This window comes from Tamlana carrageenivorans, assembly GCF_002893765.1.
GTDB lineage: Bacteria > Bacteroidota > Bacteroidia > Flavobacteriales > Flavobacteriaceae > Pseudotamlana > Pseudotamlana carrageenivorans.
This window is the reverse complement of sequence record NZ_CP025938.1, coordinates 2,365,865-2,382,853: the sequence shown is the minus strand read 5'-3', so window position 1 is coordinate 2,382,853 and position 16,989 is coordinate 2,365,865. Positions and strand designations below refer to the sequence as shown.

The 16,989-nt window shown below is 34.4% G+C and carries 11 protein-coding genes, 1 other RNA gene and 3 pseudogenes; 8 read left to right on the top strand and 7 right to left on the bottom strand.

Features of this window, described 5'->3' with window-relative positions:
* Nucleotides 1-55: 55 nt before the first annotated feature.
* The 3 genes from C1A40_RS10545 to typA all read right to left on the bottom strand — a co-directional run bounded on the left by C1A40_RS10545 (nt 56) and on the right by typA (nt 4,922).
* On the bottom strand, nt 56-1,366 hold the full coding sequence (locus tag C1A40_RS10545) for an O-antigen translocase (protein ID WP_102995869.1): 1,311 nt from the start codon (nt 1,364-1,366) through the stop codon (nt 56-58).
* A 15-nt stretch (nt 1,367-1,381) separates the two neighbouring features.
* Entirely contained in the window at nt 1,382-2,698 is a 1,317-nt protein-coding gene (locus C1A40_RS10540; protein WP_102995868.1) for an O-antigen translocase, read from the bottom strand.
* Nucleotides 2,699-3,122: 424 nt separating this feature from the next.
* The gene (gene typA, locus C1A40_RS10530; protein WP_102995866.1) at nt 3,123-4,922 is read right to left on the bottom strand and encodes a translational GTPase TypA; all 1,800 of its coding nucleotides are present in this window, start codon (nt 4,920-4,922) and stop codon (nt 3,123-3,125) included.
* Nucleotides 4,923-5,245: 323 nt separating this feature from the next.
* Between typA and kdsA the strand changes: the two genes are divergently transcribed.
* The 5 genes and pseudogenes from kdsA (at nt 5,246) to creD (ending at nt 9,220) form a co-directional block, all read left to right on the top strand.
* The gene (gene kdsA, locus C1A40_RS10525) at nt 5,246-6,064 is read left to right on the top strand and encodes a 3-deoxy-8-phosphooctulonate synthase (RefSeq protein ID WP_102997194.1); all 819 of its coding nucleotides are present in this window, start codon (nt 5,246-5,248) and stop codon (nt 6,062-6,064) included.
* A gap of 15 nt (nt 6,065-6,079) precedes the next feature.
* The gene (locus tag C1A40_RS10520) at nt 6,080-6,931 is read left to right on the top strand and encodes a hypothetical protein (RefSeq protein WP_102995865.1); all 852 of its coding nucleotides are present in this window, start codon (nt 6,080-6,082) and stop codon (nt 6,929-6,931) included.
* Nucleotides 6,932-7,140: 209 nt separating this feature from the next.
* Nucleotides 7,141-7,749, top strand: coding sequence for a hypothetical protein (locus C1A40_RS10515; RefSeq protein WP_102995864.1), 609 nt, complete (start codon nt 7,141-7,143; stop codon nt 7,747-7,749).
* Nucleotides 7,750-7,816: 67 nt separating this feature from the next.
* Entirely contained in the window at nt 7,817-8,110 is a 294-nt protein-coding gene (locus C1A40_RS10510; RefSeq protein WP_067148881.1) for a winged helix-turn-helix domain-containing protein, read from the top strand.
* 54 nt (nt 8,111-8,164) lie between these two features.
* Nucleotides 8,165-9,220: pseudogene (creD, locus tag C1A40_RS10500) on the top strand (cell envelope integrity protein CreD).
* 78 nt (nt 9,221-9,298) lie between these two features.
* Here creD and C1A40_RS10495 read toward each other — a convergent pair.
* Nucleotides 9,299-10,498: an IS4 family transposase gene (locus tag C1A40_RS10495; protein WP_102994434.1), complete on the bottom strand. Its 1,200-nt coding sequence runs from the start codon at nt 10,496-10,498 to the stop codon at nt 9,299-9,301.
* A 93-nt stretch (nt 10,499-10,591) separates the two neighbouring features.
* Here C1A40_RS10495 and C1A40_RS10490 point away from each other — a divergent pair.
* Together C1A40_RS10490 and C1A40_RS10485 are read left to right on the top strand one after the other, a co-directional pair.
* A pseudogene (locus tag C1A40_RS10490) lies at nt 10,592-10,930 on the top strand (inner membrane CreD family protein); the annotation flags it as partial.
* Nucleotides 10,931-11,427: 497 nt separating this feature from the next.
* Nucleotides 11,428-11,700, top strand: a complete 273-nt coding sequence (locus C1A40_RS10485; RefSeq protein WP_102995860.1) for a DUF2809 domain-containing protein — start codon at nt 11,428-11,430, stop codon at nt 11,698-11,700.
* 359 nt (nt 11,701-12,059) lie between these two features.
* Here the strand turns inward: C1A40_RS10485 and C1A40_RS10480 are convergent, their stop codons facing one another.
* From C1A40_RS10480 to C1A40_RS18505, 3 genes and pseudogenes are all read right to left on the bottom strand, one after another.
* A complete protein-coding gene (locus tag C1A40_RS10480; RefSeq protein ID WP_102995859.1) occupies nt 12,060-12,839 on the bottom strand; it encodes an SDR family NAD(P)-dependent oxidoreductase in 780 nt (259 codons plus the stop codon).
* A gap of 23 nt (nt 12,840-12,862) precedes the next feature.
* The gene (locus C1A40_RS10475) at nt 12,863-14,074 is read right to left on the bottom strand and encodes an NAD(P)-dependent oxidoreductase (RefSeq protein WP_102995858.1); all 1,212 of its coding nucleotides are present in this window, start codon (nt 14,072-14,074) and stop codon (nt 12,863-12,865) included.
* A 1,372-nt stretch (nt 14,075-15,446) separates the two neighbouring features.
* A pseudogene (locus C1A40_RS18505) lies at nt 15,447-15,593 on the bottom strand (DMT family transporter); the annotation flags it as partial.
* Between the two features lie 543 nt (nt 15,594-16,136).
* Between C1A40_RS18505 and ssrA the strand changes: the two are divergent.
* Nucleotides 16,137-16,531: a transfer-messenger RNA gene (gene ssrA, locus C1A40_RS10465) on the top strand.
* The last annotated feature ends 458 nt before the right edge of the window (nt 16,532-16,989 follow it).

Genomic DNA, 16,989 nt, shown 5'->3' with positions numbered 1-16,989 from the left:
AAAAATAAAAGTTACTAAAAGAGGTACTAAAAAAGTAATATAGAAATGTTTTTTTTTAGTCTTCATAATCTGTATATTGAATCACATCTTGTTTACTAAACAAAGGCTTTTTAAAAACAAATAATAATACGAGTAAATAGACAAAACAAGCCAAAGCATGCGCTTGTACAACGCCCTTTATTCCAAATAAATCAATAAAACAAATACTAACCAAATAAATAAGTAACATATAAATAGCTTCACAAAAGATATAGGGCCATACCATTTTCTTGGCTAGAAACTGATATGAAATTACCAAAAACATAATTCTAAAGAAATCCCCTATAAATTGCCACATAAACAAATCTTGCATAGGCAAAAACGCTTCCGTTAGTACGATTTTTATGATGAAATGTCTCAAAAAATAAATAACCAAATAACAGACCAAAACTACTGGTAATGCCGTTTTATAAAAGTTAAAAACAACCAATTTTAAACGACTATTTTTTTTAGAAAGCTCAGGCAACACGTACATCTGAAACAAGGAGAAAACAAATAACATAAAATAATTTGAAATTTTGCGCATGCCTTCCCAATAACCTGCTTGATCTACCCCTATGCGATCAATAACATAATTACGAATACCTAAATAAACTAAAGGCACCATAATTCCCGAAAACAGTGTCATTGAAAAAAAAGATATAATTTTTAAAAAAAAATCTTTTGAAACCGAAGCTATCGAGATACTTTTAAAAATTATAAAAAGTAGTTTATACTTTAAAAAAAGGGTTAAAAACAATACAAAAGGTGTTATAACCATGGCAAGAAGCGCGCCTTGCAACTGGTTGACGTACATCAAATAAATAATTAATAACGCTGTGGCAATAGTTGCGATTATATTTAATAGCACGACAATATGAACCCGTTTTAAACCATTATATATAGCAATAAAAAAAACTTGCAAGGAAAATAAGGGTACCATAAAAGCTAAAACCCTAAACAAATCGGAGTAAGTTTTGGTATTGAAGACAAACACGCTAAATGTATTAGAAAACACCAGTAAAATTAAGGTTAACAACAAACCAATAGACAAGGCTATAAAAAATCCCGAAGACACTATTTTTTTAAATTCATCCTTATCGTCTTTATATTCTGAAACATATTTAATGATGCCATTTTTAAAACCTAAAGATGATAAATTTTCGACCGACTGTGTGAAATTGGATAAATTTCCAGTTATTGCCATACCTGAAGGACCAATGAAAATAGCTGTAAATTTAGAAGTTACAAACCCTGTTATCAATTTAAATAAAACACTTAAAGAGTTTACAGATGCTACTTGAATGAGTTCATTAGATTTAAGCTTATTAAGTCCCCCTTTAAACATGTTAATTAAGATCTTTTAAAATTGTTTTCGCTTATCATCCCCATCTTCTACAACAAATAGTGAGGCTCCAAAAATGAATAAAATTATCCCAAAATACATCAAATAACTCACAAAATGCGCAATAACAGCCCCTTGAATGCTATTATATAAATTAATAAAATAGATACTTGAACTATACAGTGTTATTATTAAAAAAGCTTCGGTTAAAACATAATGCCAAAACATTTTTTTTGCTAGGAACTGATAAGCAACTACAATAGACAACACTTTTAGAAAATCACCTAACAACTGCCAAAAGAATAAATCTTCTACCGGATGAAACTCATCTGTAAAAACCAGGAGTACTATATATTTTCTGAGCAGATAAATTAACAGAAGCCCAATGATTAAAAAAGGAAGCATGCGCTTATAGAAACGAAGTATTGCTTTTTTAAATTTCTTATTATCATTTTTTTCGACAAACTCAGGTAAGCGATACAGCGTAAATAATGCAGTAACAAACATTAAATAATACTTTGAAATTCGTGTCATAGCTTCCCAAAAGCCCGCATCCTTATAACCGATGTTTTCAATAATATGCGTTCGAATAGCTAGTGTAACTAAGGGTAATAACACACCAGCAAAAAGGGCCATGAGCACAAACAAGTGCATCTTTTTTAAATACCCAAAACTAAACATACTAGCTTTAATAAGCGGCACTAAACTACGACTATTAATGATCCCTACTAAGGTGATTAGAAATATTAAAGATTCGGCAATAACCACCGATATAAGTGCGCCATCAATTTTGTTTTGATAAATTAATATTAGTGCAATAGAAACACTTAAAAGCTGACCTATAGTGTTAATAACAATTAGGATTTTATATTTCGAAAAGCCGTTCATTATTGAAAATGAAAACATATTCAAAATATAAAAAGGCAAAGCCACTGCTAAAATTTTAATCACATAGGTATAGTCGTTATAATTGGGAAAGACCATGTCATTAATCCATTCAGCCTTAAGGTAACAAAAAAAACATACCAAAACCGTCGAAACAAACCCCGTGTAAAACACAGAAGAAATCACTTTACTAAGTTCCGAGGTACTATCTTTAAACTTTCCAACATATTTAACAACACCTTTATAAAGTCCGCCAGACGCGACGGTTTGAGAAGCTTGAACAAAATTGCGCAAATTACCAATTAGCGCTAAACCTTCGGCGCCTATAAACACAGCAATAGCCTTAGATGTTAATAGTCCAGCCACAATTCTAGCAAGTACAGCGAAAATTTGTAAGGAAGCAATTTTTTCGAAAACCTTGCTATTTATATAGTCTATTAATTCCTTCAATTAATATTTTAGTTTGGTTATAATTAACAGATACATTAAACACACCCTTTGGTATGTATAACACATAAAAAGACTAATTATTGGTCTCTTATCAATTTATAAGAAACCAAATATACAAAATCATTTAAATTCTGAGTATGAATTTAAAATTGAGAAAAGCCGTAGAAATAAAAAAGAGCTGTTCTCCTTAATTTTTCTGAAAATACAAGTAGTAGATATTAATACAGCAAATAGCTGAATTCGTTATAATTATGGGCATAGAAGAAGGACTTAATGCAATGCCATAAAGCACGAATAGTAAACATCCTGCGGAGTTTACTATTCGTAATTTTTTTAAAGATTTGGTTAAAAAAGAAATTAATACGACAGCTGTAGCTAAGTATCCTAGCCATTCTACCCATAAAACTCCTAAAAACTCCATCTTTTAAATAGATTTATTTCTTTTACGCTCTACTTCGGTTAAGTAAATTTTACGTAGACGTAAAAAGTTTGGTGTCACCTCAACATACTCATCTTTTTGAATATATTCTAAAGCCTCTTCTAAAGAGAATTTAATAGCAGGCACAATTTTAGCTTTATCATCGGCACCAGACGAACGTACGTTACTTAACTTTTTAGTTTTCGTTACGTTAACCGTCATATCATCACCACGTGAATTTTCTCCAATAACTTGTCCTTCATAAATATCTTCACCTGGGTCTACGAAAAACTTACCACGATCTTGTAATTTATCAATAGAATAAGGAATAGCTTGTCCTTTTTCCATAGAAACTAACGATCCGTTTTGACGCTCTGGAATACCACCTTTTAAAGGTTGGTACTCTTTAAAACGGTGAGCCATAATAGCCTCACCAGCCGTAGCGGTTAGTAACTGATTTCTAAGACCTATAATCCCTCTTGAAGGAATAATAAACTCACAAACCATACGATCACCTTTAGCTTCCATACTTAACATTTCACCTTTACGCATGGTTACCATTTCAACAGCTTTACCAGAAACAGTTTCCGGTAAATCGATAGTCATCTCCTCTACGGGCTCACATTTTACACCATCAATTTCTTTAATAATAACTTGTGGTTGCCCAATTTGAAGCTCATAACCTTCACGACGCATGGTTTCAATTAAAACAGATAAATGCAGTACCCCACGACCAAAAACCATGAATTTATCAGCACTATCAGTTTCGTTAACACGTAAAGCTAAGTTTTTCTCAAGCTCTTTAGTTAAACGGTCTTTAATATGACGAGACGTTACAAACTTTCCATCTTTCCCGAAGAAAGGTGAATCGTTAATCGTGAATAACATACTCATCGTAGGCTCATCAATGGCGATGGTTTTTAAACCTTCAGGATTTTCAAAATCGGCAACCGTATCACCAATTTCAAAACCTTCTAAACCAACAATTGCACAGATATCACCTGTTTGAACCTCATCTACTTTTATACGCCCAAGACCTTCAAACACATGAAGTTCCTTAATTCTATTTTTTACAATACTTCCGTCGCGTTTCACTAAAGAAATATTCTGACCTACTTTAAGTTCACCTCGTGTTAAACGTCCAATAGCAATACGCCCTGTAAACGACGAAAAATCTAAAGAAGTGATTAACATTTGGGTTGTACCTTCTTCAATTTTAGGCTCTGGAATATGTTCGATCACCATATCTAATAGCGGCTCGATATTTTCAGTTTGATTTTGCCAATCATCACTCATCCAGTTATTCTTAGCAGAACCATACACTGTTGGGAAATCCAATTGCCATTCTTCGGCACCTAATTCAAACATTAAATCGAAAACCTTTTCATGAACTTCATCAGGCGTACAGTTTTCTTTATCCACTTTATTTACAACCACACATGGTTTTAAACCTAAGTCGATGGCTTTTTGAAGTACAAATCGTGTTTGTGGCATCGGCCCTTCAAAGGCATCTACTAGCAATAAAACACCATCAGCCATGTTTAAAACACGCTCTACTTCTCCTCCAAAATCGGCGTGACCTGGTGTATCAATGATATTGATTTTAGTATCCTTATATGTAACGGAAACGTTTTTAGATGTAATGGTGATTCCTCTTTCACGTTCTAAATCGTTGTTATCAAGAATTAAATCTCCTGTGTTTTCGTTTTCACGAAATAATTGACAATGGTACATGATCTTGTCAACTAACGTAGTTTTACCATGATCTACGTGTGCAATAATTGCAATGTTTTTAATATTAGCCATAATAGTGCCTTATTTTGAGCGGCAAAGGTACTCTTTTTTCATAGATAATTGTTTTTTTGTTTTTTATTTTAAACAAGCTTTCGTTTAGCCTTAACAATTACTAAAACCAAGACAGCAAATCCAACTACAAACTTCGCTATCAATCACTTATATTTCAAAAAAACATACAAGAACCTTAAATAAAAAAAACACCCTGTTAGCTTCAACCTTACTCTTTTACAAACAAGTCCAAAAAAAGTGCACTTTCAACACATTGTAGTATTAATTATTAGTAAAATAAAATGGTTTTATTACGTACCTTTATCCCCTAAAAATTCATGGCTATGACCCTTAACGATATTCCTAAGTTAAAACACACCCATTCCAATAATTTCTTTTTGCTTTGTGGCCCATGTGCCATTGAAGGCGAAGACATGGCGCTGCGAATTGCCGAAAAAGTGGTAACTATTACAAACAAACTAGAAATTCCTTACGTTTTTAAAGGTAGTTTTAAAAAGGCTAATCGCAGTAGAATTGACAGTTTTACAGGCATTGGTGATGAAAATGCCTTAAAAATTTTAAGAAAAGTTTCAGAAACTTTTGATGTTCCAACGGTGACCGACATCCATGAAATCTCTGATGCTGCTATGGCCGCAGAATATGTAGATGTATTACAAATTCCAGCCTTTTTAGTACGACAAACCGATTTGGTTGTTGCAGCAGCTAAAACGGGTAAAGTGGTTAATTTGAAAAAAGGCCAGTTTATGAGTCCGGAAGCTATGAAACACGCCGTACAAAAAGTAAAAGATGCTGGTAGCGATAAAGCATGGATTACCGATAGAGGCACTATGTTTGGCTATCAAGATATGATTGTTGACTTTAGAGGTATTCCTACTATGCGCGAGTACGCTCCAACGGTTTTAGATGTGACACATTCCTTACAACAACCTAATCAATCGGCTGGGGTTACAGGAGGCAGACCAGATATGATTGAAACCATAGCAAGAGCTGGAATCGTTAACAACGTAGATGGCTTATTCATTGAAACCCATTTCGATCCTGCAAATGCTAAAAGTGACGGGGCTAACATGCTTCATTTAGATAATTTAGAGGGGCTTTTAACGAATTTAGTAGCCATTAGAAAAACCATAAACAGCCTGTAACTTCACAAACTTTACATGACATATAAACCCTTATTAGGCCTTGCCTTCTTAGTACTTTCATTGCACATATTTGGCCAAGATACCAAGCCTATTAAATACACAGCCTCTAATAAGGGAAAAATATTTTTTAGCTGGGGAGGAAATCGAGAATCATTTTCCAAATCGGATATTTCTTTTAAAGGTAAAAATTACAACTTCACTATAAAGGATGTTACGGCTAAAGACAAGCCTAAAGGTTGGCACATCGATTATATAAATCCAACCCGTTTAACTATTCCACAAACCAACGCTAAAGTTGGTTATTTTATTTCTGATAATTACACCGTATCAATAGGTGTAGATCATATGAAATATGTAATGGACCGAAATAGAACGCGCACTATTGATGGTTATATCTACTTACCAGACACCGAGCTAGGAAGTGCATTTAATGGCACATATAACAATGAAGTTGTTTTTGTTTCTGAAGACTTTTTAAAATTTGAACACACCAACGGTTTAAATTATGTTTATGCTGAATTTGCTAGATATGACGATATTTCTAAACTTTTTAACATAAGAAACACCGATAAATTTCAAATTAATATCACAGAAGGTTTAGCTGGAGGCGCCTTATATCCTAAAACCAATACTACTTTACTAAAAAAGGAGCGCTATGATGAATTTCATGTAGCAGGTTACGGGTTTTCGGCCCACGCCGGACTTAACCTCACATTTTTTAAATACTTTTTTATGCAATTGGATTTAAAAGGTGGTTTTATTAATATGCCGGATATAAGAACCACAAGCAACACAGCCGAAAGTGCCTCACAGCACTTCTTTTACTTACAGCGCGTAATTGTTTTTGGGGGAATTTTTAGAATCTAGTTAAGAAAAACAATCAAGTTTAGAGAACTTCCTTTTATAACAGATTTCAAAATTTCAACTAATTCACATAATACCCTTCTTTAAAACCCTTTAAAATACTATATTTGAGGTGTTTACAGAATACACACTCCATTTTTACTAACTTATTAAAAAATAATAATATTTATATCAAAACATTTTATTTACTTTGCAATTCAAAGCACTTTAATATGGAATCAAAAGATTATCTAAAAAACATCAATGAGATTAAAGACTTAATGAATAAGTCTTCTCGCTTTATTTCACTAAGTGGTTTATCAGGTATCATGGCTGGTATTTACGCTTTAATTGGTGGCGCAATCGCGTATTGGTTAGTTGACAATTCAGGAAGTGACTACTTAATTCTTGATGGGAGAATATTTACTTTGGCCATGCTTGATTTATTCTTAATTGCTTTTTTAAGTATCATCACAGGAATTTATCTTACTACCAAAAAAGCAAAAAGAAACGGTGCAAAAATCTGGGATACTACCTCAAAAAGATTAATCATAAACTTTATAATTCCATTATTAGCAGGCGGATTTTATATTTTAATTATTTTAGGGCAAGGAAAATACGGGCATACAGGTGCACTCATGCTAATTTTTTATGGTTTAGCACTAATTAATGCCTCAAAATATAGTTTTGGAAATATTAGATATTTAGGATATACCGAAATAATATTAGGCCTAATAGCAGCTCTATTACCAGGCTATGGTTTCTGGTTGTGGATTTTAGGTTTCGGAGTAGCCCATATAATTTACGGCACATGGATGCATTTTAAATATGATAAAAATTAAATTCATATAAAGCCCAGAACACGAAACCTAGCAGTAAACACCTTATTTTCAGACTGAAAACATAAAAATGAGCATTATAACCAACATTAATAAAGTATTCGATCATAGAATTAGATTGGGCATCATGTCTATTTTAATGGTTAATGAGTATGCCGATTTTAATATGCTGAAAGAATTATTAGAAGCCACAGATGGTAATCTAGCAAGTCATACCAAAGCTTTAGAAAAAGCAGATTATATAAAAGTGGAAAAACAATTTATTGGCAGAAAGCCAAACACCCGCTACTCTACCACCGAACTAGGCAGTATGGCATTTAAAAAACATATAGAAGCGCTTGAAAAATTAATAAATAAACAATAACAAAAAAATTTATCAACTTACTTTTAATTTCAAAGTACTTTATATTATATAATTATGAAAACACCCGAAAACACATCTCAAAACAACAAATTTGGAAATTGGTTAAAATATTCAACTACAGCAAGAATGCTTATGGTAGGCTTCCTTGTTATAATTCTATTAATTCCCCTTTCGTATATCAAAAATTTAATAGAAGAAAGAGCCTACAGACAAAAAGATGTGGTTAATGAAATCAACGAAAAATGAGGAAACAACGTTTTGGTGTATGGTCCTATTCTTAAAATCCCATATAAAAGTTACACCGAATCTAAAACATACAATGACATCACAAGCACCTACTTAAAAGAAACACAAACCCATATAAAACACGCTTATATTTTCCCTGAAAAACTTAATACTTCCGTTAACGTAAATTCAAAAACATTAAATCGCGGTAATTTAGAATCGGCAGTTTTTACGTCAAAAATGGACTTTACAGGGCATTATACACCTATTAATTTAGAGTCTAAAGGCATTAAGCCCGAAGATATTATTTGGAATAAAGCTTCTGTTATTATTGAAACCTCCAACTTAAAAGGCATAAAAAGCGAAATACAATTAAAATTTAATAACAAAACCTACAACTTTGAAACCAATCTAAACGACAGAAAAAACACCGATTTAGACGTTTTAGAATCAAATTTTATAAATCAAGAAAATTATTTACAGAATAACAATACAGAATTTAGTTTTTCCATAACTTTTAATGGTAGTAAACAAATACAACTCATTCCTATTGGAAAAACAACACAAATGCAAATGGTTTCCAACTGGGCCGATCCCAGTTTTATAGGTAACTACCTCCCTAACGATGAAACCAAACAAATTTCTAAAGATGGCTTTAAGGCCCACTGGAAAGTACTACATATAAACCGAGCATTTTCACAACAGCATTTAAAAAATATCCCAAATTTAAAACAATTTGCCTTTGGCACTAAGTTTATGGTTATGGTTGATGAATATCAAAAAAGTGAACGCTCTGCTAAATATGGTTTTCTAGTTATTGGGCTAACCTTTTTGATATTCTTTTTAATACAAACCTTAAGTAAAATAAATATTGTTGTCCGATAAAAAACAGAATTAGCTAAAAAAGCTTTGGTGTTGGCCTTTTTTATTGATCGCACTCTTTATTTTGAAAACAGAACCTCCTTATGGGTCAAAAAGGCTTAATTGCCCAATGTTTTTGGTTGTAATCTCTTCCCAATTAGCTTCTGGGTTTTTCAGGAATTTGAACAAATCGATATATGTCATCAAATGGTATCGTATGACGGACATCATATTGGAATAAGCCCAGTTTCTTTGGGCTTTTCTTTGGATCACAAGCATAATGAGCTGGATTATCAAACTGACCCAGATTTGTATTTCGATGGCATTTTGATTGTCTCCCAAAAAATACTTTAGCGGAAAGTTCTGTTTAAGCCGCTTGAACATCGTCTCAATCTGCCACCTATTTTTATAGATGTCGGCTATTTTGTCTGCATCAAGATCATAATTATTAGTGATGAACTCATAAACTTTTTGGTGCTTTTCGTGCCAAAAAGCGATTCTCCTCAGGGAAAAAGCATTGCCGTTTTTGTCCGTAAGCCCTATTTTTTCGTCCTTTAAGACAGCATCGTCCACTTTATTGGAGATATCAAACTCTTCAAGGCTTGTATAGCGAGCATTGTCCTTTTGCCGAGTCACAAAGTAAACATCTTCCAGTGTCCATTTTTGGTATTGCTCATAATCCACATACCCTTTGTCAAAAACCACATAAGAGCCCTTCTTGAGTTCCAGGTCTTTTAAAAAGGTGTGGTCGTGCGTGGCCGCGCTTGAAAACTTAATCAGACAAGGAACGTCTTCCATGGCGTTTATCATAGTATGCATCTTGATACCTCCTTTCTTTTTGCCGTTGAGCGGGTTCCTTCCTACACCTTTAAGAATGTCACTAAATAGGGGGATGGTCGAGGAATCAACGATTTTAAGGTTCTTCACTGCAGGTTCTAAGGGTCTGCTGTCCGATAAAAAGCGATGGTAACGTTTGTAGAGTAAATGATAAATATCGGCAAATACTTCAGAGCTTCTTCTCCTGTTAGCATCTGACAAGGTACTGCGTTTTGGAAAGTCCGTGAGTCCTAGATGGTTGATCTTTCCCTCGCAGGCAAGCATAATACTGGAAACCTCACGAAGTGAGCTACAGCCACTGATCACGGTAAATACCATAGTGGCCAAATGCTCATAGGTGGTAAACTTTTTGGTATAGCGATCGCTGTTGTGCTTTTTGGCTGTCCGATGAACATCTTTGGGCAAAATGAAATTTAATACCTGTTTGATTATGGGGTGTCCGCTAAAGTTTTTACTTTTATTCATATCTTGGATGTGTGATAACTTCAAGATACAAAATAAGCGGGAAATCCTATCTTGGAAATCCCGCTTTTTAAATCTTTTATCGGACACTAATGTAAAATAAATATACATCCCTTTCAATATTTAATGATAGGCGTTTCATTAACCATGTTCTACACATTATTAGTCTCCATATCAGAACACAGCAACTTTTTAAAAGCCTACCTAATCGCCGGCACTTCAGTAATCGTACTCATCACATTATATGCTAAATCCATTTTAAAAACATATAAGTTTCCATTGTTCATAAGTGTTAGTTTAGCAGCTTTATACACCTTTATATATGTTATCATTCAGTTAGAAAACTACGCATTACTTGTAGGAAGCATTAGTCTATTCCTAATTTTAGCAAGTATTATGTACGTTTCAAGACGCATTGATTGGAATAACGGATGATCAATTTGGGCGTTACCCCCGAGAAAAATCGGGGGTCATGCTTTTCGCTATATCTTTCTTGTGCCGAACTTGTTTCAGTAACACATCAAATAAGTGCCCCTGATCTAAGTTCGAAATAATTTAAAATTCTAAACTAAGCACAAAAAAGGATGCCGCTACAATCATTAACGCAAACAGTAACTCCCAATGAAAAACCTCATATACTAAGGAAAAACCACAGCCATTTTAAGTTTTATCATAGGGACAACAATACTTTCCTTGTTCCTATATTTTGACAATTCAAACCTCATGGAAGACATCAGATTTCAATATGTTTTAATAGCTATACCATTTAACTTAATGGTATTTATCATAAACCTGATAGCAGTAATAGCAAATAATAAACACCGCGTAGAATTATTAAAAACATGTGGAATTATACTTCTAAATATCCCAATCGCATGCTATTACTTTTACAATGTAATAACCGTTAAATATTAAAAAAACAACTTATTCTCATGTCATTTAGCCTTAATAAAACATATACCATAATCACCATACTCCTATTTTTAATAGAAGTAGGAATCGCAACCTTTATAAAAACAGGATTTATACGCCACACATTTGGCGACTATTTAGTTGTTATTTTACTGTATTACTTTTTTAAAAGTTTTATAAGGGGATATGACTTTAAAATAGCCGTTTCTGTATTAGTATTTGCATTTTTTATAGAATTCCTACAACTCATCAATATCTTACAAACCCTTAATTTACAAGACAATCACTTATAAAAATTATATTAGGCAGCACATTTAATATTTCCGATTTAGTTGCTTATACGCTAGGCATATTAACTGTTTTATGTATTGATTTTAAGTGTAAAAAATCAATACCCAACTAAAAGGAAGATTTTTAATATGTCAGATATTAGAAAAGCAAATAATACAGCTAAAAGCAGTTCGAAACAGACCCAAATTATAGTCCAAGATTACTTTTGAAGGTGATTTTATAATTTAGTTAATCGCTAATAGCAACGAAAAAAACACCTTCAAATATACTTCCCTCTAAAACAGGATTTTCCTAATTGTTAAGTTTCATTTTTCCAGAGATTTCAGTATCGCTTACAACAGTAATTTCGGTTAAAACGATATTAACTATTTCTGTTTTTAGTTTGAATTTTTCTAACAATGTTAGCTGCTGCGTTTCGGGTAATAAATCGAGGAACAGTGGCTAAAAACTTATTAAAACCTCCTGGAATGGCATAAGCTTTTCCTTGTAACATGGCTTTATAGCCATATGCAGCAACACTTTTAGCACAGGCCATATTGAATTTAATTTTGTTATCGGTCGTATTTTCTGAAACGGTTTGCTGAAAAGACGTTTGCGTTGGCCCAGGGCATAATGCGGTTACCGTAACGCCTGTGCCTTTTAATTCGTTAGCTATAGCTTCAGAAAACGACAGCATATATCCTTTGGAAGCATAGTAAATAGACATTAATGGTCCGGGCTGAAAGGCTGCCAATGAGGACATATTTAAAATTTTTCCAGAACCGCGTTTTACCATCCCTTCCAATACCAGTTTAGTTAAATGTGTTGTGGTTATTATATGCACATGAAGCATGGCGAGCTCACGCTCCCAATCGGTTTCAGCAAAGGTTCCAAACAAACCAAAACCAGCATTATTTATAAGAACATCTATGGGTTGGTAATTAATGGTTTTCATAATGTCTTCCGATACATTAGGAACGGCTAGATCTTTTACCAGTGTGATCACCTCCACATCAAAATCTTTTAACAGGTTGGTTTTGGCTTGCTCTAATGCTTCAGGATTCACATCGACCAAAATAAGTTTATAGTGGTCTTTTGCTAATAATAGGGTGAGTTCATATCCTAATCCGGATGCTGCTCCGGTTACCAAAGCTGTTTTCATGCTTAATTTCTTCAATTTAGTAATCAATTCGGTTCGTTACCATCTACATAATCTTGCAGATAGGAAAATTTTGGGGTTAATGTACCGTGTTCGGTAATTTTTGCCCGCTGCAAAATACCATCTTTATCATTATTAAAAAAGGCTGGTATGATTTCTTGTGAAAATACTTCACCAAAACCACGGCTGGCATCTTTAGGGGTTTCACAAGGTAAATTACTAACCGCCATTACCGCAATGGCGTTTTGCTTTCTATAATCCACTTCACTTCCAGTTTCTGGATCGTAACCATAAATAGGGTTATTAATGTTTGAAGCTCGAAGCGTTGTTGCCAAAGGCCCGTTAACATCGCAACTAATATCGGCTACCACTTTAATATTGAAATGGGGTGATTTTACATCGGCTTGGGTGTAAAATATAGGAGCCCCTCCACTATAAAAATGACCTGTAATTAATAAATCGGCCACCTGAGCAAATCGCATAAAATTAGACTTATAGTCCTGTGGGTTTTTATAAAAATCAGCGTTCACAAAGGCCTTTCCTGATTTGTGGATGTTATAGTCACCCACATGAACTTTGCAATACACTGGCTCATCAAAAGATCCGTTTAAAAATTCGGCAACAGAAACTGCTTTAATCCCCATGGCATCCAACATTATATGGACGCTTTTGGAGACGCGCCCATTTCCCGTTACTAAAATTTTAATGCTAGGTAATTTTAGTTTGCCAAGTTCTTCTTGTAAAGCAGCGGTACTATTTAAATGTTGCGCTGTTAGCAAATCCCAACAGTTAAATTTTAATCCCCAGGTTCTAAACGCATTATAAGCCCCAACAATACCTGCGTATTTCCCAAAACCGATAAGGCGAACACCATGGCGATCTACCAGTGTTTCATGATCGTAAAGCGTGATGTTTTTATCTAAAATGGCTTTTAAAAGCCTTTGGTTATGAGCTTGCTTTTTTATGGTATGCGAAAAAAACATGTAGGTTTTATTTGGAATAAGCGCTTCCACAGGCACTTCCTTGATACCAATGAAAACGTCACAGTCGGAAACATCGGCTGTCACTTCAAATCCTTCTCTTTTATAGGCTTCATCTGGGAAGGTACGATCTTTTGAAGCTTCAATTTTAAATTGGGCTTTTGAAAACCGACGTGTCACTTCCTTTAATTTGGAAGGCGAGAAAACCACTCTTGGGTCTGGTGGTATGATACGTTCTTTAATTATAGCAAATTTCATAGGTTTTGTTCTTAGGTGCCAGGAATCTGTTTTTGTAGCATTGTAGTTACTAAGATACGAAGTTAGACTGTTATAAAGTTAGAAGGTTAGAAAGCCTTAAAGTTGAAACACTGAGATTCCCCGAGCTTATATTAATGGTCTTCGAGCGGAGTCGAGAAGTTTTGTATAAACTAAGATATAATGCTCTCGACTTCGCTCGAACACCGTGTATTTGAATTGCAAAGCTTCTAAGTTGAAACACAGAGATTCACAGAGGCACCACTGAGATTCCCTGAGCTTATATTAATGGTCTTCGAGCGGAGTCGAGAAGTTTTGTATAAACTAAGATATAATGCTCTCGACTTCGCTCGAACACCGTGTATTTGAATTGCAAAGCTTCGAAGTTGAAACACAGAGATTCACAGAGGCACCACTGAGATTCCCTGAGCTTATATTAATGGTCTTCGAGCGGAGTCGAGAAGTTTTGTATAATCGAAGATATAATGCTCTCGACTTCGCTCGAACACCGTGTATTTGAATTGCAAAGCTTCGAAGTTGAAACACAGAGATTCACAGAGGCACCACTGAGATTCGCAGAGCTTATATTAATGGTCTTCGAGCGGAGTTGAGAAGTTTTGTATAATCGAAGATATAATGCTCTCGACTTCGCTCGAACACCGTGTATTTGAATTGCAAAGCTTCTAAGTTGAAACACAGAGATTCACAGAGGCACCACTGAGATTCCCTGAGCTTATATTAATGGTCTTCGAGCGGAGTTGAGAAGTTTTGTATAAACTAAGATATAATGCTCTCGACTTCGCTCGAACACCGTGTATTTGAATTGCAAAGCTTCGAAGTTGAAACACAGAGATTCACAGAGGCACCACTGAGATTCCCTGAGCTTATATTAATGGTCTTCGAGCGGAGTCGAGAAGTTTTGTATAATCGAAGATATAATGCTCTCGACTTCGCTCGAACACCGTGTATTTGAATTGCAAAGCTTCGAAGTTGAAACACAGAGATTCACAGAGGCACCACTGAGATTCCCTGAGCTTATATTAATGGTCTTCGAGCGGAGTTGAGAAGTTTTGTATAAACTAAGATATAATGCTCTCGACTTCGCTCGAACACCGTGTATTTGAATTGCAAAGCTTCGAAGTTGAAACACAGAGATTCACAGAGGCACCACTGAGATTCCCTGAGCTTATATTAATGGTCTTCGAGCGGAGTCGAGAAGTTTTGTATAATCGAAGATATAATGCTCTCGACTTCGCTCGAACACCGTGTATTTGAATTGCAAAGCTTCGAAGTTGAAACACAGAGATTCACAGAGGCACCACTGAGATTCCCTGAGCTTATATTAATGGTCTTCGAGCGGAGTCGAGAAGTTTTGTATAATCGAAGGCAAAATAACGATAGAAGCCATAAGCATTCTATAAAAAGCTGAAATAACACCTGGTGTTAATTTAAGTTTTACAAGAATAGGGAAAATTGAGATGCATAAAATCCCAACAACTAAAGCAACCCTTGGTTTGTTCATTGAAAATTCATTTTTTTCGCCAAATTTAATCTTAAATATAATAGCTTAAACGCCGCGATGTCATAATTTATAAAATTGTTCTTATGGACAACTAAGTATGGCGACTAAAGGCTGAAGAACTTTCAAGCTTCGTAAGTGTTTATATACTCAAAAAGTTATTTTTCAAGGGAAATACAATTGCTTCTATTGAAGTTGAAACTTTTTTAATACCTTTGACGCCCGCGTTAAGGATTGCAGCGGCATCCTTTTTTGTGCTTAGTTTAAAATTTTAAATGATTTCGAACTTAGATCTGGGTCACTTTTTTGATGTGATACTGAAACAAGTTCAGCACAAAAAAGATATAGCGAAAAGCCTGACCCGATAGGGAAACGCCTAAAAAATGTGTTTAAGAGAACCTGTTGTTTTCCAAAAAAATAATGTGAAAGTGATAGCTTTTTTAAGTTTTTCCGACTAACTTGATAAGTTCATCCGCGTTATTTTTAATACATTTTTGAGTTAAAAATATGTTTCAATTATAGGTTACTTGCAAGAGCAAGCATAATGGGGTCGACTGGTTTTGACAGCGAGATTAATTGAACGGTAAGCACGTCGTGTAATGGCATTGAAACACGTAAAAGGCTAGACCAAATTTTAAACGGCGAGAATAACTACGCTTTAGCTGCATAATCTGAATTATAGTAAGATTGGCCTAGTCCCGCAAGGCGGGAAAGCTTTATGTCTCCGGAAAGCCTTGATTGACGGCGTTCCATTTTGAGGCATCGTAAATGTCAATATAGTTTAAGCAGTGCTTTGATGCTTTTACGAAACTAAAGAAGCTAAGTTGTAAGTGGGTTGTCTTTAACCAGCTTGCAATCGAAAAAACAAGAAAAGAATAAACGTGTAGAAAGCCCTTTGGTTACTTGTTTGGACGAGAGTTCGATTCTCTCCGACTCCACAATTTTAAACGCAATTACTTTATTTTCAAGTGGTTGCGTTTTTTTTATTATTAAACGATGTGTCAGTGTTGTATTGCCGAAAGGGCTTAATGTGTCAGTGTTGATTTGTTTAATCGGATAATCGTTCAGCCCCAATTTTACTCCCTGCTAAACTAAATCATCAACCTATTTTTTTACTTTTTATATTTAACTTCTAATATCTAATATTTAACTTTCAACTTCTACCTTCCATTATTCCATTTTCAAATTTTCAAATGACCACATTGTTAAATTGTGTAATCGCGTAACTGTTGCTCCTTGTTTTCACTATATGCCATTACCAACAACCAATTTTACCTTTTAACTTTTACCCTTCGACAAGCTTAGGATGACAATGCCCAAGTTTAAACTTTTAGCTAAATCAAACCTGAAACCAACAACCAATCCCCCCTTCTAATATCTAATATCTAATATTTAACTT